The organism is Streptomyces sp. NPDC059443, from assembly GCF_042750105.1.
Classification (GTDB): domain Bacteria; phylum Actinomycetota; class Actinomycetes; order Streptomycetales; family Streptomycetaceae; genus Streptomyces.
Window position 1 is genome coordinate 40,300 of record NZ_JBHYVM010000004.1, and the last position, 16,726, is coordinate 57,025.

General features: G+C 72.4%; 13 protein-coding genes. 5 read left to right on the top strand and 8 right to left on the bottom strand.

The features are described from left to right. Genes ACFXDJ_RS04780 through ACFXDJ_RS04795 form a run of 4 tightly spaced genes read left to right on the top strand, consistent with a single transcriptional unit; the run spans position 1 to position 4,249 of the window. On the top strand, positions 1-783 hold the full coding sequence (locus tag ACFXDJ_RS04780) for a chain length determinant protein (protein ID WP_384847794.1): 783 nt from the start codon (positions 1-3) through the stop codon (positions 781-783). Next, positions 780-2,267, top strand: coding sequence for an oligosaccharide flippase family protein (locus tag ACFXDJ_RS04785; protein WP_384651816.1), 1,488 nt, complete (start codon positions 780-782; stop codon positions 2,265-2,267). The genes ACFXDJ_RS04780 and ACFXDJ_RS04785 overlap by 4 nt, the downstream gene beginning before the upstream one ends. Before the next feature lie 4 nt (positions 2,268-2,271). Beyond that, on the top strand, positions 2,272-3,390 hold the full coding sequence (locus ACFXDJ_RS04790) for a hypothetical protein (RefSeq protein WP_384651818.1): 1,119 nt from the start codon (positions 2,272-2,274) through the stop codon (positions 3,388-3,390). Positions 3,391-3,442: 52 nt separating this feature from the next. Beyond that, positions 3,443-4,249, top strand: a complete 807-nt coding sequence (locus tag ACFXDJ_RS04795; RefSeq protein WP_384847797.1) for a glycosyltransferase family 2 protein — start codon at positions 3,443-3,445, stop codon at positions 4,247-4,249. Positions 4,250-4,257: 8 nt separating this feature from the next. Here the strand turns inward: ACFXDJ_RS04795 and ACFXDJ_RS04800 are convergent, their stop codons facing one another. After that, positions 4,258-5,256, bottom strand: a complete 999-nt coding sequence (locus ACFXDJ_RS04800) for a glycosyltransferase (protein WP_384651822.1) — start codon at positions 5,254-5,256, stop codon at positions 4,258-4,260. After that, positions 5,202-7,244, bottom strand: coding sequence for an O-antigen ligase family protein (locus tag ACFXDJ_RS04805; RefSeq protein ID WP_384651824.1), 2,043 nt, complete (start codon positions 7,242-7,244; stop codon positions 5,202-5,204). The genes ACFXDJ_RS04800 and ACFXDJ_RS04805 overlap by 55 nt, the downstream gene beginning before the upstream one ends. A gap of 80 nt (positions 7,245-7,324) precedes the next feature. Between ACFXDJ_RS04805 and ACFXDJ_RS04810 the strand changes: the two genes are divergently transcribed. Further along, complete coding sequence (locus ACFXDJ_RS04810; RefSeq protein WP_384651826.1) at positions 7,325-8,014, top strand: hypothetical protein; 690 nt, start codon at positions 7,325-7,327, stop codon at positions 8,012-8,014. A 68-nt stretch (positions 8,015-8,082) separates the two neighbouring features. Here ACFXDJ_RS04810 and ACFXDJ_RS04815 read toward each other — a convergent pair whose 3' ends face one another. The 6 genes from ACFXDJ_RS04815 to ACFXDJ_RS04840 are packed head-to-tail and all read right to left on the bottom strand — an operon-like array spanning position 8,083 to position 16,555. Further along, a complete protein-coding gene (locus tag ACFXDJ_RS04815; protein ID WP_384651828.1) occupies positions 8,083-9,129 on the bottom strand; it encodes a glycosyltransferase in 1,047 nt (348 codons plus the stop codon). Beyond that, complete coding sequence (locus tag ACFXDJ_RS04820) at positions 9,126-12,425, bottom strand: DUF4082 domain-containing protein (protein ID WP_384847800.1); 3,300 nt, start codon at positions 12,423-12,425, stop codon at positions 9,126-9,128. The genes ACFXDJ_RS04815 and ACFXDJ_RS04820 overlap by 4 nt, the downstream gene beginning before the upstream one ends. Before the next feature lie 26 nt (positions 12,426-12,451). Continuing rightward, the gene (locus ACFXDJ_RS04825) at positions 12,452-13,567 is read right to left on the bottom strand and encodes a DegT/DnrJ/EryC1/StrS family aminotransferase (protein ID WP_384651832.1); all 1,116 of its coding nucleotides are present in this window, start codon (positions 13,565-13,567) and stop codon (positions 12,452-12,454) included. Beyond that, positions 13,564-14,355 (bottom strand): NeuD/PglB/VioB family sugar acetyltransferase, encoded by a 792-nt coding sequence (locus ACFXDJ_RS04830; RefSeq protein WP_384847803.1) that lies wholly within the window; start codon positions 14,353-14,355, stop codon positions 13,564-13,566. Before ACFXDJ_RS04830 ends, ACFXDJ_RS04825 begins: the two co-directional genes overlap by 4 nt. Next, positions 14,352-15,539: a DegT/DnrJ/EryC1/StrS family aminotransferase gene (locus ACFXDJ_RS04835; RefSeq protein WP_384651836.1), complete on the bottom strand. Its 1,188-nt coding sequence runs from the start codon at positions 15,537-15,539 to the stop codon at positions 14,352-14,354. The genes ACFXDJ_RS04830 and ACFXDJ_RS04835 overlap by 4 nt, the downstream gene beginning before the upstream one ends. Next, entirely contained in the window at positions 15,536-16,555 is a 1,020-nt protein-coding gene (locus ACFXDJ_RS04840) for an NAD-dependent epimerase/dehydratase family protein (protein ID WP_384651838.1), read from the bottom strand. The genes ACFXDJ_RS04835 and ACFXDJ_RS04840 overlap by 4 nt, the downstream gene beginning before the upstream one ends. Between the last annotated feature and the right edge of the window lie 171 nt (positions 16,556-16,726).

A 16,726-nucleotide genomic window follows, 5' to 3' on the forward strand; every position in this document is an offset into this window, starting at 1 on the left:
ATGGATCTCGCGGAGATCTGGCGGGTCATGCGCCGGCGCTGGTACGTGCTGCTGCCCGGACTGCTGCTCACGGCCGCGCTCATCGCGGGCGTGTACCTGCTGGTCCCGGTGGAGTACCGGTCGCAGAGCACGGTGACGCTGCTGAACTCGAAGAAGGCCACGGTGGCCTTCGACGGCAACCCCTTCCTGAGCACCCAGGCCTCGCTCACCGGCATGGCCGACGGCCTGGCCCGCAACCTCAACTCCGACGACTCCAAGGCCGACCTCAAGGCCCAGGGCCTCACCGGGGTCTACGAGGCGAAGATCGCCGACAACGCCCAGGGGCCATTCATGTGGCTGAGTGTCACGGGCACCGACCAGGCCGCCGTGCTCAAGTCGGACCAGGTCTTCACGGCCTACGCGGAGAAGCGGCTCCAGGAGTTCCAGGCCCAGCAGTCCGTCCAACCGGAGGCCATGATTCGCATGGCGACGATCGTCCCGCCCCAGAAGCCCGAGGCCCAGACCAAGACCCGGCTCCAGTACCTCATCATGGCCGGGGCCCTGGGCTTCGTACTCAGCCTGGTGGCCACCTTCTTCGTCGAGGCCCGCCGCCGCAAGGCGGAGAGTCCGGGCCGGCGGCGGCCCGCGCCGGGCGGCGCCGACACGGGCGGCTCCGAGCCGTCCGCCGGCCCCGACGGGGCTGCCGGTACCGCCGGGGCCGCAGGCTCCGCCGACCCCACGGCCACCATGGCCCTCAAGGTCCTGCCGGCCTCGGCCGCCTACCGCTCCAGCGGATCCCCGTGACCGGGCCCGCCACGGAGACCGGCACCCGGACCCCGCCCGAGCCGCCCTCCCTGGGCCGCAAGGTCGGCTCCGCCGCCCGGTGGAGCCTGGTCAACACCGTGGTCATGCGCCTCGGCAACTTCGTCACCGGCATCGTCCTCGCCCGCTTCTTCCTCGGACCCGAGGCCTGGGGCGTCTACGGGATCGCCCAGACGGTCCTGCTGGTCCTGCTTTCCGCGAACGAGCTCGGGGTCTCCCTCGCCCTCGTCCGCTGGGAGGGCGACCCGCGCCGCTTCGCCCCGACCGTCCTCACCCTGAGCGCCGCGTCCAGCTGCCTGCTCTACGCCGTGCTCTTCGCGGCGGCCCCGGCGGTGGCCCGGGTGCTCGGCTCCCCCGAGGCCTCGGGCGTACTGCGGGTGATGTGCGTGTGCGTGGTCCTCGACGGCCTCTCGCAGGTCCCCGCCGGATTCCTCACCCGGGAGTTCGCTCAGGGGCGGCGGATGGCCATCGACGCCCTCAACTTCGTCCTCAGCACGGCCGTGACCCTACTGCTCGCCGTCCAGGGCTGGGGCGCGATGAGCTTCGCCTGGGGCTCCGTCGCGGGCAACGTGGCCGCCCTGATCGGCTGCTGCCTCGCCGCTCCCGGCACCTTGAGGTTCGGCTGGGACCGGGAGCAGGCCCGCGCCCTGCTCCGCTTCGGGCTCCCGCTCGCCGGGGCCAGCATGCTCGCCCTCGGCGTGGTCAACGTGGACACCATGGTGGTGGGCTCCTCCCTGGACCAACTGGCCCTGGGCTTCTACGTGCTGGCGTTCAACATCTCCGGCTGGCCCGTGCGGATCATCTCCGAGGCGGCCCGCCGCGTCTCCTTCGCCGGCTTCTCCCGGCTCGCCGAGACGCCGGGAGCCCTGGCCGGCGGATTCGGCCGCGCGCTCGGGGTGGTGATGACGGGCACCGTGCCGCTGTGCGTGCTGCTGGCCGTGCTCGCCGGGCCGATCGTCGAGCTCGTCTACGGTGCCCGCTGGCTCCCGGCGGCCGCCGCGCTGCCCTGGCTGATGGGGCTGGGACTCGTACGCATCGGCTGCGAACTGGCCTACGACTGCCTGGTGGCCATCGGCCGGCGCCGCTCCCTCATCGGGGTCCAGGGGCTGTGGCTGGTCGTCCTGGTCCCGGCCCTGGTGATCGGCGCCGGGGCCGGCGGGATCGTGGGGGTGGCCCAGGGGCACGTCCTGGTGGCCGGCGCCGTGGTGGTGCCGGTGTTCCTCGTCGCGCTGCACCGCGGCGGCATCGGCTTGGGCTCCATCGCGCGGGCCTGCGCCTGGCCCTTCCTCGGCGGCGCGGTGATGGCCGCCGTGCTCCTCGGCCTGGAGCGGCTCCTCGGCGACGGGGTCCCCGCCCTGTTCGCGACCGGGATCGCGGGCACCCTGGGCTACGTCCTGTGCGTGCTGCCCAGCCGCTCCTTCCTGCGCGGCTCCGCTCCGGCCGCGACCGTCCCGGCAGAGGGGTAGAGCCATGGCCCGTAGCCGCAAACGTCTCTTAGCCTGGCTGGCGGCCGGGCTCGTCCTGATCGCCGCGCTCGTCCTCTACCAGGCCGAGCGGACCGGCACCACCGACACCGGGTCCTGCCCGGACGCCGCCCTCGTATGCCCCGGCGGCCACCCCAGCCCCGAGCCCGACCCGAGCCCCTCGGCGGATCCGTCCGCCTCGGACAGCCCGAGCCCCTCCGCCTCCTCGCCCTCGCCCTCGCCGTCCGCCACCCCCTCGCCGGGGAGCAGCGGCAGCGGCAGCGGATCGCCCGCGCCGGGCTCCGCCTGTTCCTCGCCGGGGGCCTGCGGATTCCCCGACGCCCGCACCACCGGCCCGCGGATCGCCCTGGAGCGGCACGACACGGGGAACATGTCCGTCAAGACCGACGGGATGGTCATCAAGGGCTGGGACATCCACGGTTCGCTGGACATCTACGCCGACGACGTCACCGTCATCGACAGCAAGATCACCTCGGCCAACTGGTGGGGGATCAACCTCCGTCCCGGCTTCAAGGGCCTGCGGGTGCTGCACACCACGATCACCGCCGTTCCCGGCAAGGGACCCGACAACGGCGGCGTCGACTACGCGATCTCCAACATGGGCGACAGCTCGGTCGAGGTCGGCTGGTGCGACGTCTCGGTGTTCGGCAACGCCCTCTCCATGGGCCAGGGCAACCTGCACGACAACTACGTGCACGACATCGCCGCCTTCCGCAACCAGGGCGGCGAGTGGCAGCACACCGACGCGGTCATCAGCGGCGGCGGCAACAAGGGCCGGCTGACCATCCGCCACAACACCCTGCTCAATTCCGTCGCGGTGGACCGGGGCGCCTCCGCGGCCCTCGGGCTCTTCGCCGACACCGGCTCCGTCTCCTCCGTGACCGTCGACTCCAACTGGCTGGCCGGCGGGGCGTACGCGCTCTACGGCGGCGGCCCCGGGGCCACGGGCATCCAGGTCACGGACAACGTGTTCTCCACCCAGTACCACCCGGGCGGCGGGGTCTACGGTCCGGTCGCCGCCTGGAACTCGGGCGGCGCGGGGAACGTGTGGAGCGGAAACCGCATGAGCGACGGACGCCCCGTGGTGCCCGAGCCCTCCCCTTGATCACGAAGACCGAACACCGAACACGATTGATCGAAGACCGAAAGAGGACATGATGCGCCGCATCGCCCGCGCCCCCTGGGAGCTGCTCAAGCGGGTCTTCGGCTGGCTGGTGCTCTTCGAGGCCAGGAACAAGCTCCTGCTCGCTCCCTCCGCCGTGCGGCTGCGCCGCTTCGAGGACGCCGAGACCACCCGGCTCGCCGCCCTTCTGGGCGAACCCCCGGCCGCCCTGGTCGCCACGGTGATCGCCACCCACCGGCGCCCCGAGGCGCTGCGCGCCGCGGTCCGCTCCGCCCTGGGGCAGACCGTGGCCGACCAGGTGGTCATCGTCGTGGACGACGGCGCCGGACTCCCCGAGCTGCCTTCGGATCCACGGCTGTTCGCGGTCTCGCTGGCCCGCAACACGGCCACGGCCGGGGTCGTGCGCAATGTGGGGATCCGGCTGACCCGCTCGCGCTACGTGGCCTTCCTGGACGACGACAACCTGTGGGAGCCCGACCACCTGGAGCAGGCCCTCGCGGTGCTGGAGGCCCCCGGCGGGCCCGGAGCCGTGTACACCGCGCTGCGCAGGGTGCTTCCCGACGGTTCCGAGCGGGACGTCCTGTCGGTGCCCTTCGACCGGCGCCGCGCCGCCCACGAGGCCTTCCTCGACACCAACGCCTTCGTGGCGCGCCGCAGCCGGTCCCTGTACTTCAGCCGGCTGCTGCGCACCCCCGAGGTACTGCCGCGCGAGGACTGGGAGCTCGTACGCCGCTACAGCCGCCGCCACGAGGTCCGTCACGTGCCCCGGCCCACCGTCCGCTACCTGGTCAACCCGGAGAGCTTCTACACCGCCTGGGAGGGGCCGAAGCCCTCCGGCTGAGGCCCCGGTCAGGGTCCCGGCGTGGCGCGCAGCGCGGAGGGGCTGGCCAGGGCCCGCGCGGCCGCGAGGCTGGCGGGCCGGCCGAGGGCCGCCCGAGAGGTCTCCCGCAGCAGGACGGCCGCGCGGAAGGCCGCGGTGGCCGCCGCGCCGTGCCTGCGCCCGTAGAGCCGTACGCGGTTGAGGGTCAGCAGCGTCCACAGGCGCGGCGAGACCTGGGAGTCCCCGCCGAGGTGGACGGCCGAGGCAGCGGGTTCGAGCCGGGTGGCGAAGCCGCGGTCGCCGGCGCGCAGGCAGTACTCGGTCTCCTCCGAGTACAGGAAGAACGATTCGTCCCAGGCGCCGCAGGCGTCGAGGCACTCCCGGGAGATGGCCATCAGCGCGCCGGTAGCCCAGTCCGCGACCGTCGCACGGCGGTACGCGGACGGATCGGTCACCAGCTCGCTCCAGAGCGGGAAGCGCCCCGCCCGGCGGTTGCCGATGACCGCCTCCCCCAGGGCGCGCGTCACCCGCGACTCCCGGCGCAGCGAGTGGTGGAGCGTCCCGTCCTCCTCGTACAGCAGCGGGACGCTGATCCCGACCCGGCCGGCCCGGCCGCCGCCTTCGCGCCCGTCGAGGGGTGCTCCGAGCGCGTCGACGAGGAGCCCGGCCGCGCCCTGCCGCATCCGGATGTCGGGATTGCACACCAGAGCGGCCCGGAAGCCGCCGTCCCATCCGGCGGCCGCGGCCAGCGCGGCGTTCACCCCGGCCGCGTACCCGGCGTTGCGGCCGGTCTGGACGACCGTGGCCTCCGGGGCGAGGCGGCGGATCAGGGCCACGGTGTCGTCGGCGGAATCGTTGTCGGCGACGACCAGGCGCCAGTCGGTCCCGGCCATGCCCTTGGGGAGGGAGGCGAGGAACTCGGGTATCACCCGGGCACTGTTCCAGGTGACGACGAGCACGGCTACGGGAGCGGCTACGGGACCGGCTGCCTGGGACCGGGCCGGTGTGTCTGGGTGACGGGAGGGCATGGGGACTCCACGGTTCGGGGCTTCGGCGCGGCGCGCCGGATGAAGCCGAGGTAGCTGCCTCCGGCGGCGATCGTCAGGAAGAACATCCCGGCGAACATCGGGAAGCTGAGGGCGTCGAAGGTGGCGCCGCTGATCAGGGCGACGAGGGCGGACGCGAAGAACGCCTGGCCGAGCTCCCGGTCGGATTCGTCGGCGGCGAGCCGGCGGATGGCGCCGCCCTGGTGGATTCCGGTGAGGAACAGCGCCAGGAGCGCGACCAGGCCCAGCAGGCCCATCTCCGCGAGGGTCAGCATGTACTGGTTGTCCGTGAAGAAGTAGAGCTCGGGAATGAAGGTCCCCAGGCCCCGCCCGAACAGCGGGCGCTCCTGCAAGTAGGGCACGATCGCGCTGTACTTGACGGTGCGGGCCTGGGTGCTGCTGTCGGAGTTGGTCAGGAACGAGGCGAAGAGGCCGGTGATCGTGCCGATCAGCCCCGGCACCATGACCTTGAAGACGGCCACGGACCCCAGCAGCAGGCCGAAGGTGGTCCAGCGGCGCTGCGGTTTCCAGCGCGGCACCATCACCATCACCACGATGACCGCCCCGATGATGGAGGTGCGCGACACCGTCAGGGGCAGGGAGCCGCCCATCAGCGCCACGGGCGCCCAGCGGCGCCAGGCCTTCAGGTGAGCGCGTACCGGGTCGAAGGCCTGCTGCACCGCGAAGGGCAGCAGCAGGGCGAGCATCCCGCCGAATTCCAGCGGCTGCGCCGTGGTCGAGCGGGGCCGGGTGAAGGCCCCCCGGTCCAGCGTGGTGATCTGGGCGACGCTCGACTGCAGTCCGGGGATGCTGATCTTGTCCGCGATGTTGGTGGCGGTGAAGAAGTCGTAGTAGCCGATGGCGGCCACCACCGCCGCCATCACCACGGTGCGCCGCAGCAGTACGTCCAGGCGGGCCCGGTCCTGGATGCCGGCCGAGACCAGCACCACGATCGAGACCCAGACGAGCAGTCCGATGAGCCCCCGGTCCGCCCCGAGCACCTCCTTGTGGGTGGAGCCCCGGGCGGCGTTGCCAAGGTACGAGGCCAGTACGGAGACGGCAAGCAGCCACATCACGACCCTGGGCAGCCGGGTGCCGGGGGCCGCCCGGACCCGGCCGGTCAGCCAGGTCGCCAGGTACCAGAACAGGGCCAGCAGCGCGAACACGTTGGCCGGAGTGCCGACCCCGCCCAGTCCCGGCAGGGTCAGGTTCGAGGGGATGAAGAAGGCCAGCCCCAGGTAGCCCGTGAGCAGGGCCGTGGCGTCCAGTTGCCGGGCCCGCGTCCGCCTGCGCAGGCGGGCCTTCAACCCGCCGGCCCCGGCGTCGGCGCCGGCCGCGGCCTCGGCGGCCTCCCGTCGGCGGCGGCGGGCCGCCAGCAGGCTCTCCGCCAGGAAGGAGGCGGTGAAGCCCGCCACCAGACCGGCGATGACCACGGCCAACACCTGCTGGTACCGGGCCTTGAGCTGTGGCTTCGGGGTCTGCGGCAGTACGACGGGCGCCGTCTGCACGAAGTAGGCGGGCTTGATCTTGGCCGCCGTCTGGAGGGCGTTGAGCTGCTCACCTGCGAACGCGGTGAGCGTGCTGGTCTCCTTGAGCACCTTCTCCCGGTCCGTGCCCGTGACGGTTAAAGTGAGCATCGGGCCCGAGGTGTTCGCGGCGAAGCCGACCGTGTACGGGTCGGTCACCCCGAGCCCTTGAAGGTCCCGCGCCGCATCAGCCCCCGACAGGGTCCTGATCAGCACGTCGGCGGTGACGACCAGCGAACCGCCCGCGTTCGCGATGGGGTTGCCGAAGGTGGGGGCCAGTTCGGCCACCGCCGTGGAGTCGAGCAGCGCCACCGAGCTCTGGGACTGGTACGACACCGGCACCGACTCGTACAGCTGGAAGCCGGCGAGGAGTCCCATCATCGTCAGGGGCAGCATCACGTACCAGCGGCGCCGGAGCACCGCGCCTATCTCACCGATGTTCACGCGCGTCCCCCGCGAGCTGCCGGAACCGATGGCGGGGCGACCTGCGTCCTGGGAAGATCAATCGCGACGGAAGGAATCCTGTGTCGCCTGGTGAGTTGTTCCGCACGCTGCGCCGCCGCTGGTACGTCCTGGTCCTGGCGGCGGCGCTCGCGGCCGCCGGGGCCATGCAGGTGCTCCACCCCACACGGATCTACGTGAGCGCGGCGATCGTCGTGCTCAAACCGCCGGTCACCGGCAACCAGCCGAACCAGTTCGCCAATCTCCAACCGCCGCTCGCCGCCGTCTCCCTCGCGGCGATCGAGCAGCTCGACTCCCCCGACGGGGAAGCCGAGTTGCGGGCCGGCGGGGTGGTCGGGAAGTACAAGCTGATCCCCCGCAACAGCGGAACCAGCGTCACCCCCCGCTATCTGATCCCCTCGCTCCAGGTCCAGGTGGAACACACGGATCCCGCCGTGGCGGACCGGTCCGTGCTCCAGGTCGTCGAGGCCTACCGCAAACACCTGACGGACATGCAGGACGAGCAGCGGATCCCGGCCGCGGCGCGGATGAGCGCGACCCTGCTGGTACCGCCGGCCGCCAGTCCGCTGATGCCGGACAAGAGCCGGGGGCTGGCCGGGGCGGCCCTGCTGGCCGCGGTCTGCGGGGTCGCCTGCGCGCTGTGGACGGATCGGCTCCTGGCACGCCGGAACCGGCGCCGGCGCGAGAGCGCCGACACCGGTCCGGGAGATGCGGCCGCAAGCCGGATGGCCGTGGCCGCGGCGGCCCGCTGAGTCCGCGGGCCGGTCGTACTGGTGGTGCGGGTGGTGCTGGTGGTTCATCGAATCCCTGAATCCCTTGACTAAATCCCTCGGCGCTTCCACGAGCGCCACCACAGCCACTCGCGCCCCCGGTCGGCGACGGCCGAGAGCACCAGCGGCTGGAGGTACGGCATCACGCGGGCCCCGATCCGCCGGCGCCTGCGCAGGGCCCCGTACTCGGCGAGCGAGGTGTAGTCCGCCACGCATTCGGCGGCGAACGCCTCCAGTTCCTCGACCGGGACCACCCCGGTGCGCCCCCGGTCGTAGGCCCGGTAGGCACGGCGCAGCGCGTACCGGGCGAGCCGGGTCCGCGCCAGGACCGACAGCCGGGCGGCCTCCGGGAGCAGCCCGCCGCACTTCTCCAGGACCGAGTCGAAGGCGACGAGGCGCTGGCGGAGGTCGTCGAGCTGTCCGCCGAAGTCCGTGGTGGACATGTTGTTGCCGTGGACCCGGTAGAAGGCCTGGTCGGCCCCGCTCACGTAGCCCACGTCGGCGTGCGCCGCGAGCCGCATCCACATCTCGATGTCCCCGGCGTGCGGGAGCTCCGGGTCGTATCCCCCGACCTTGCGCTGGAGGCTGGTGCGGACGACCACCTCGGGCGAGGTGATGCACCCGGTGCCCTCCCGGAAGCGACGCTCCAACCACCACCGGCCGGGGTAGACCACGGAACCGGTGCTCCGGGTACGGGCCTCGGGAAGCGGACCGCCGTGCTGGAACCGCAGCGGCCTGCCGTAGGCGAAGCCGGCCTCGGGATGGGCGTCGAGCAGCGCCGCGGCGCGCACCAGGGCCCCCGGGACGAGGCGGTCGTCGGCCGAGAGCAGGGCCACGTAGTCCCCGTCGGCCCATTCCAGCAGGCCTTCGTTGTACGTGGCGATGTGGCCCTGGTTCTTCTCGTGGACCCGGACCTCGATCCGGGGGTCGGCGGCCGCCAGCGCCCGGGCGACCTTCGCGGAATCGTCCGGGGAGGCGTCGTCGATGATCAGGACGCGGACGTCGACGCCCTCCTGCTCGTCGAGGACGCTCTTGACGCAGTCCGCGAGGAAGTGCCCGTACTTGTAGCAGGGGATGACCACGCTGACGGTGCTCACTTGACGGGCACCTCCGTCGCGGCCGTCGCGTCGAGGGCGGCCGGCGCGGTGGTGCTGAAGACCGGGCCGACCCAGTAGTTCACGGAGCCGATGGTGTTGTTGGGGAAGACGGAGGAAGCACCGTATTTGTAGAGGCCGTTGGCCCCGCCGGTGCCGTCGGCCGGAGCGACCAGCGGATAGGAGCGGTGCGCCGCCGTGAAGTAGCCGCCGTCCACCGAGTACTTGCCGTTCGGCGCGTGGTACGAGGCCACGTAGCCGGTGTTCGCCGTGATGGCCACCGGGGTGGCGAAGTGGAGCTGCTGCCAGCCGGACAGGGTTTCGCTGCCGAAGGTGCCGGTGGCCAGGAGCGTGCCGTCCGTCTTCCACAGGCTGCCGGTGTGCGTGCCGGTGTTCCCGGGGCCCTTGTAGAAGGTGATGCCGGTGACGTAGCCGGCGACCGTGGACTCGAAGCGGGTGCCCAGTTCGACGGAGTTGATGTCGTCGCCGACGTTGGCGGTGGTGGGCTCGGCGGTCGGACCCCACAGGGTGCAGGGGCAGTTCACCGCGGGCGGGCTCGTACTGGTGGTGAAGGTCCAGGTGACCGGTGCGGCCATGTTGTTGCCCCACAGGTCGGCCGCCTGCACGGAGGCCGTGTAGGTGGTGTTCAGCCCCAGTTCGGTGGAGGGGGTGAAGGTGGCGCTGTTCGAAGCGGTGAGCACCTTGGTTCCGGGGACGCTGGCGCCGCCCGGGTCCTTGAGCGTGAACGCGAGCGCGTCCTGGTCGACGGCCTCGTTGAAGGTGGCCTTCACCGTGGCCGTGATCGCGGTTCCGGTGGCCGCCGACTGCGGGGTGGTGGAGGTGACGGTGGGCGGTGTCGTGCTCGCGGTGGCGGTGTCCAGGACCGCGTCCACCCAGTAGTTGCTGCCCGAGGTGGCGGTGGCCGGGAATCCGCCCGTGGTGCTGTAGCGGTACACGCCGTTACCGCCGTCGGTTCCGTTGCGCAGGGCCGTGAGCGGGGCGAGTCCCGCGTCGGAGGAGGCGAAGGTGTTGTCGAAGGAGTACCCGCCGCCCGGGGCGAAGTAGGAGGCGATGTAGGTGGTGTTGGCCTTGACCGGCACCGGCGAGGAGAAGTTCAGCTGCTGCCAGCCGGACGCCGTCTCGTTGGTGAAGGTTCCGGTGGCCAGCCGCTGTCCCGTGCTGCTCCACAGGCTGCCCGTGTGGGTGCCGGTGTTGGCCGGGGACTTGTAGAAGCGGACGCCCGTGATCGAACCGGGCGCCGAGGAGCGGATCTTGACGCCGAGCTCGACGGCGCTGCCGTCACCGGCGTTGACGGTGCCGGGCACGGCCGCGGCCGGCCAGACGGTGCAGGGGCACTGCTGGGGTCCCACGGTCAGCGGCACGGTGGTGGTGGCGCCGATGTTGACGCTGTCGTCCACCGCGCGGACCTTGATCTGTACGGATCCGGGGGCGGTCGGGGTCCAGGTGTAGCTCCAGGACCCGACGCCCGAAGCCGCCTTCCAGGTGGTGCCGCCGTCGGTGGATACCTCCACGCGGGCCACCACGCCGCCGCCGCTGTCGCTCGCCGTGCCGGTGACGGTCACCGGGCGCAGCGCGGGGACGGTGGCGTTCGCCGCGGGGCTGGTCACGGTGATGGCCGGGCCCGTCGTGTCGGTGGAGGCGGTGGACGCGACCAGGTCGCTCTGCAGGGACTTGGGCTGGACGCCCATGTCGGCGAACACGTTCACCGTCGCCTGCTGCATCCGCTTGTCGGCGGTGACCACGGTGCTGCCGGGATCGCTCGTGGGCATGTTGGTCAGGCCCCAGGACCACTGCACGGTGCCGGCGCCGAAGACCAGGGCGTGCGAGGTCTGGTCCCGGAAGGCGACCAGGCTGTGCTTGGCGGTGCCGTTCCCGTAGGTGTTCCCGTAGTCGAGCCGGAGTTTGCCGTCGTTGATGTCCACGGTGGTGGAGGACATGTCGATCTGCCCGGGCGGGCGGGCCGCGTCCTCCACGTCGCTGTCCCACTCGTAGCCGAGCGTGCCGACCGGGAAGGTGGCGGTCTGGGAGGGGGTCAGGCCCGCGACGGTGGTGTTGCGCCACAGCCGCATCTTGGCGAAGGATCCGGGCACGGTGATCGCGTCGCTCCGGTAGCCGTTCACGCTGAACAGCGAGCCCGTCACCTGGTTCTGCGGCTGGTAGGGCCGCCCGTTCGTGGAGCTGGCCGGGTCCATCCAGGTGCCGGTCCAGATCCCGCTCGGGTCGGGGATGCCGTTGGGCTGGGGGAAGGAGAGCTTGGTCTCCTTGTAGGAGACCAGCGTCCGGTTGGCGGTGTTGGCGCCGTCGATGCTGGGGGCCAGCCGGGTCTTCCAGAAGACCTCGTTGCCGCTGAAGTAGGTCTGGTTGACCCCGGCGTGGCGGGCGTTCAGGGCGTTCGTGTACTGGTCCTGGGTCCAGTACTCGTCGTGCCCGGAGGACATGAAGACCTTGTGGTTCTGGAGCTGGGTGGCGCCGCGGGTCGACATGTCGATGCCGGACATGTAGCTCAGGTCGTACCCGTTGCGCTCCAGCCACGAGATCATCTGGAACTCGGACCCGTAGATCCCGTTCTCCCCGCCGATGTCCATCGGCCGGTTGTAGCTGACCTCGTACGCCCGGCCGTCGGGCGCCGGGCCGCCGCCGCCGTACAGGTCCTGGCCGCCGTAGTCGTTGTACGCCTGCCAGGTCTCGTCGCTGGTCTGCACGACGACGTCGGAGTGGCTGGAGTCGTTGCGGACGACGAACGGGTAGGGCATCACGCCGTTGCCGTCCGCCTGGTCGAAGTTGGCGACGTACAGGCCGGAGACGGCGTCCGGGGGCACCGTCCACGACGCCGTGACCGGCCAGTTGCCGCAGTCGACCAGGCCGGTGGCGGCCTTGGTGGTGCAGCTGCGCGGTTTGCCGCCCGGCTGGAAGTTCGCCGGGTAGGTCTGGGCCGCCTGCGCGGGGGTGGACAGCAGGCGGGCCCCGTTGCCCCCGTAGTAGCCCAGCCGGTAGACCGACACCTTGTACGGGGTCGGCGACTGGACCTTGAACTGCACGGTGTCGCCCGTCTGGACGCTCATCTGGGCGCTGAAGCCCTTGATGTCACCGTAGGCGCTCGGTGCGAACCAGTCGGACATCGGCGTGCCCGCCTTGGAGTTCTCGCACACGATCGCGTTCGTGCCGGGACCGCAGGGGTCCACCGCACCCGCCACCGCGGCCGGAGGTAAAACCGTGGCCATCAGAGCCACGATGGCGGTGAAGAGTCCGTATCGGAGCAGCCTTGTCCGTCTGTTCATCTGTACCTTCTTATGCGTCTCTGGCGTCAGCGCAGGGCGTCGGTGAGCGCTTCCACGACCCGCTGCTGTTGAGCGGGCGTGATCTGGGGGAAGAGCGGGAGGGACAGCATCCGGTCCGCGGCCAGCTCTGCGTGCGGGAAGTCCCCGCGTCCGTGGCCGAGGTGGGCGAAGGCCGGAGTGAGGTGGACGGGGGCCGGGTAGTGCACGCCCGCGCCGATGCCCTCCGCGTTGAGCTTGCCCACGACCGCGTCGCGGTCCGCCGCGCGGACCCGGACGACGTACAGGTGCCAGACGTGGACGTTGCCCTCCGCCGTGACCGGCAGGATCAGGCTTCCGTCGGCGGCGAGGTCCGCGAGCAGCTCGTCGTAGCGGGCGGCGGCGGCGCGGCGGGCCGCGTTCCCCTCGGCCAGCCGGGCCAGCTTGGCCCGCAGCACGACGGCCTGGAGCCCGTCGAGGCGGCTGTTGAACCCGGCCACGTCGTGGCGGTACTTGGCGATGCCGCCGTGGTTGGCGAGCGCCCGCACCAGGTCGGCGGTCTCCTCGTCGTCGGTCACCACCGCGCCCGCGTCCCCGTACGCACCCAGGTTCTTGCCCGGGTAGAAGCTGGTCGCGGCGATCCCGCCGGTGCCGGGAGACCGGCCGGCGCGGGTGGCGCCCTGGCTCTGCGCGGCGTCCTCCACGACCCTGGCGTGCGGGGGCAGCGCGGCGGCCAGTTCCCCGGCGTCGGCGCACTGTCCGTACAGGTGGACCGGGACCACGGCGCGCGTGGCCTTCCCGACCGCGTCCAGCGCGGCCCCCGGGTCGATCAGCAGGGTGTCGGGGTGGCAGTCCACCAGGACCGGCCGGGCTCCGATGCGGGCGACGGCCCCGGCGGTGGCGATGAACGTGTTGGCGGGCAGCACCACTTCGTCGCCGACGCCGACTCCCACGGCGCGCAGGGCCAGTTCCAGCGCGTCGGTGCCGTTGGCCACGCCGACGCAGTGGCCGGTCCCGGCGAAGGCCGCGTACTCGCGCTCGAAGGCGCGTACCTCCTCGCCGCCGATGAAGGCGGTGCCGGCCAGCACGCGGTCGAATCCGGCGCGTATCTCATCGGCGACCTCGGCGTGCGCGGCCTTGAGGTCTACGAGCGGTATCTGGTTCATCGGGCTGTGCTCCCCATCCGTGTCTCCGGCCTCCGGCCGGTCTCCAAGACATCGGCCCGCAGCTCTTCGAGCGCCGGGCCACCGGCCTCGCGCAGCCGGCGGGCCGGGCTTCCCGCCCAGACCTCGCCGGGCGGCACGTCGGCCAGGACCGTGCTTCCCATCCCGGTCAGCGACCAGGCGCCGACCGTGGTGTACTCCCGCACCAGCGCGCCCGCGCCCACGTACGCGCCCCGGCCGACGCGCACCCCGCCGCCGAGGCGGACCCCGGAGGCGAGGGTCGCGAAGTCCCCGACCGTGTCGTCGTGGGTGAGGACCGTGTGCGGCATGACCGCCACGTGGGCCCCGACGCGTACGGCCGCCGTCAGCACGCAGTGCGCGAGCAGCACCGAGCCCGCGCCGAGCTCCGAGGATCCGGAGACCGAAGCGGTGGGGTGGACCACCGTCGCGTAGCGGGTTTCGGGCAGCGCGAGGCGGCGTACCAGCCGGGCCCGTACCGCGTAGTCGCGGGGACTGCCCACGCAGACCACCACGCGGGCGGCCGGGCGGCTGTGCACCAGGTCGCAGCCGCCCAGCACCTCCACGCCGTCCACGTCCCGGCCGTGCAGGGCCGGGTTGTCGTCCAGGTGCCCGGCCAGCCGCCAGCGCGGTACGCGGCCGCCCGCCAGGTCTGCGGCGGCCGCGTCCCGTACGGCCTGGGCGGCCTCGCGGGCGAATCCGCCCGCGCCGACGACCAGCAGGTCCTCGGTGACGGCGGCGGCTCCGGCGGTACCGGTGCGGGGCCCGCTCATCCGGCGGCCTGTCCGCGCAGCACCGTCACCACCCGGTCCTGCTGGTCGCGCGTCATCGTGTGGAACAGCGGCAGGATCAGCGAGTCCCGGCTGATCCGCTCGGTCACGGGCAGCGGCGCCGCTCCGTGACCGGCGTACGCCGGCTCCAGGTGCGAGGCCATGATCCCGCGCCGGGCCGAGATCCCGGCCTCGGCCAGCACCGCGAGCAGCTCGTCCCGGCCCACGGGGAACTCCTCGGTCAGGAGCACCCAGTACGACTGGAAGTTCCCCTCACCGTGGGCGGGGTCCTGGACGGGGCGCAGGCCGGGAATCCCGTCGAGCAGTTCCGCGTACCGGGCGGCGAGGGTCCGCCGCCGGGCCACGATCTCGTCCAGCTTGCCCAGTTGCACCAGGCCGACCGCGGCCTGGATGTCGGTCATCCGGTAGTTGTAGCCGACTTCCAGATAGCTCTCGGCGATCGGCTTGCTGCTCGCGTGCCGCTGCGCCGCGGACACGTTCATGCCGTGCTCGCGCAGTCGGCGCAGCCGCTCCGCCCACCGGGCGTCGTCGGTGGTCACCATGCCGCCCTCGCCGGTGGTGATCACCTTGCGGGGGTGGAAGGACCAGGCGGCCAGCAGTGCTCCCTGGCCGACGGACTTGCCTCCGACGGTGGCGCCGATGCCGCAGGCCGCGTCCTCCACCAGCGGGAGGCCCCAGTCGGCGCAGGCCTCGCGCAGCGCGTGCACATCGGCCGGCACCCCGCCCTGGTGGACGGCGAGCACCGCCTTGGTGCGCGGGGTGCGCACGGCGTCCACGGTGACCGGGGTGAGGTTCCCGGTGGCTTCCTCCACGTCCGCGAAGACGGGGTGGGCCCCTACGTAGCGCACCGCGTTGGCGGTGGCGATGAAGGAGAGCGAGGGGACGATCACCTCGTCGCCCGGTCCGAGGTCCAGGGCGATCAGGGCCAGGTGCAGGGCCGTGGTGCACGAGCTGACGGCGATGCCGTGCTCGGCGCCCACCCGCTCGGCGAAGGCCCGCTCGAACTCCGCGACCCTGGGGCCCTGGGCCACCCATCCGGAGAGGACCGCGTCGGCGGCGGCCTTCGCCTCCTCCTCGCCGAGCCACGGGATCATGACCGGGATGCGGGCGGGGGCGTCCTGCGCGGCGGCGGGGGCGTCCTGCGCGGGGGCGTCCTGCGCACTCATCGGGCGGCTCCCTCGGCCGCGGCGGCGCGCGTGGCGGCCGCGGCCGCGTCGGCCGCGCGCTCGGCCCGCCACCAGTCGACCAGGTCGCGCAGCCCGGTCCGCAGGTCGATCTCGGCCCTGAAGCCGAGGCGCTCCGCGGCCTGCGAGGTGTCCGCGAGACGGCGGGTCACCCCGTTGACCGCGCGGGCCGGCCCGTGCTCCGGGACCATGCCCTGCGCGTCCATGGCCTCCAGGAGGCCGTTCGCCAGGCCGAGCAGACTGGTCTCGGACCCGCTCGCGATGTTGAACACCTCGTCGGTCAGATCCGACTCGGCGGCCAGCAGGTTGGCGCGCGCGATGTCCCTGACGTCGACGAAGTCCATGGTCTGGGTGCCGTCGCCGAGGATCAGCGGCGGCTCGCCGTCGGCGATCCGCTCCATCCAGCGGATCAGCACCTCGGTGTAGAGCCCGTGGATGTCCATCCGGGGGCCGTACACGTTGAAGTAGCGCAGCGCCACGTAGTCCAGCCCGTACATGGAGTGGAAGCTGCGCAGCACCGCCTCGTTGAAGGCCTTCGCGGCCCCGTAGAAGGTGTCGTTGTTGTACGTGTGGTGGCGCTCCGTGGTCGGGAAGGACTCCGCGAGCCCGTAGACGGACGCCGAGGAGGAGGCGATGACCTTGCCCACCCCGGCGGCGGCCGCGGCCTCCAGCACGTTGAACGTGCCGTCGACCATCACCTCGTTCGCCAGCCGCGGCTCCGCCGCGCACTGGGTGATCCGGATGGCCGCCAGGTGGAACACCAGGTCGGCGCCCTCGGTCACCTTGTGCACCGTGGCCGCGTCCCGTATGTCGCCCTCGACCAGGTTGACCAGGCCGCTCGGCAGGGCCCGCGCCAGGTTGGCGGTCCGCCCCCGGACGAAGTTGTCGAGGACCACGATCTCGCGCGCCCCGTTGTCCACCAGCAGGTCGACCAGGTGGGAGCCGATCGTGCCCGCTCCGCCGGTGACCAGAATCTTCTTGCCTCGTACGCTGCTCAACGCCCTGCCCCTACTGAGTCGGTCATGCTGTTCCCTGTCGCGCCCGCCGTGGACGCCGACGCCGTGGCGGGCGGGGGGGGGGCGGAGGGGCGGCGCCGCCGCCCCCACGCAGCTCTCCCCACCCACAGCCGCGGCCGCGACACCCCCCACGCCGCGCCCGCCGACCGCGAG

What these genes read in the sequence shown, in the direction of transcription:
- ACFXDJ_RS04780 (WP_384847794.1), top strand. Translation starts at nt 1, where the DNA reads ATGGATCTCGCGGAGATCTGGCGGGTCATGCGCCGGCGCTGGTACGTG.
- ACFXDJ_RS04790 (WP_384651818.1), top strand. Translation starts at nt 2,272, where the DNA reads ATGGCCCGTAGCCGCAAACGTCTCTTAGCCTGGCTGGCGGCCGGGCTC.
- ACFXDJ_RS04795 (WP_384847797.1), top strand. Translation starts at nt 3,443, where the DNA reads ATGCGCCGCATCGCCCGCGCCCCCTGGGAGCTGCTCAAGCGGGTCTTC.
- ACFXDJ_RS04800 (WP_384651822.1), bottom strand. Translation starts at nt 5,256, where the DNA reads ATGCCCTCCCGTCACCCAGACACACCGGCCCGGTCCCAGGCAGCCGGT.
- ACFXDJ_RS04820 (WP_384847800.1), bottom strand. Translation starts at nt 12,425, where the DNA reads ATGAACAGACGGACAAGGCTGCTCCGATACGGACTCTTCACCGCCATC.
- ACFXDJ_RS04825 (WP_384651832.1), bottom strand. Translation starts at nt 13,567, where the DNA reads ATGAACCAGATACCGCTCGTAGACCTCAAGGCCGCGCACGCCGAGGTC.
- ACFXDJ_RS04830 (WP_384847803.1), bottom strand. Translation starts at nt 14,355, where the DNA reads ATGAGCGGGCCCCGCACCGGTACCGCCGGAGCCGCCGCCGTCACCGAG.
- ACFXDJ_RS04835 (WP_384651836.1), bottom strand. Translation starts at nt 15,539, where the DNA reads ATGAGTGCGCAGGACGCCCCCGCGCAGGACGCCCCCGCCGCCGCGCAG.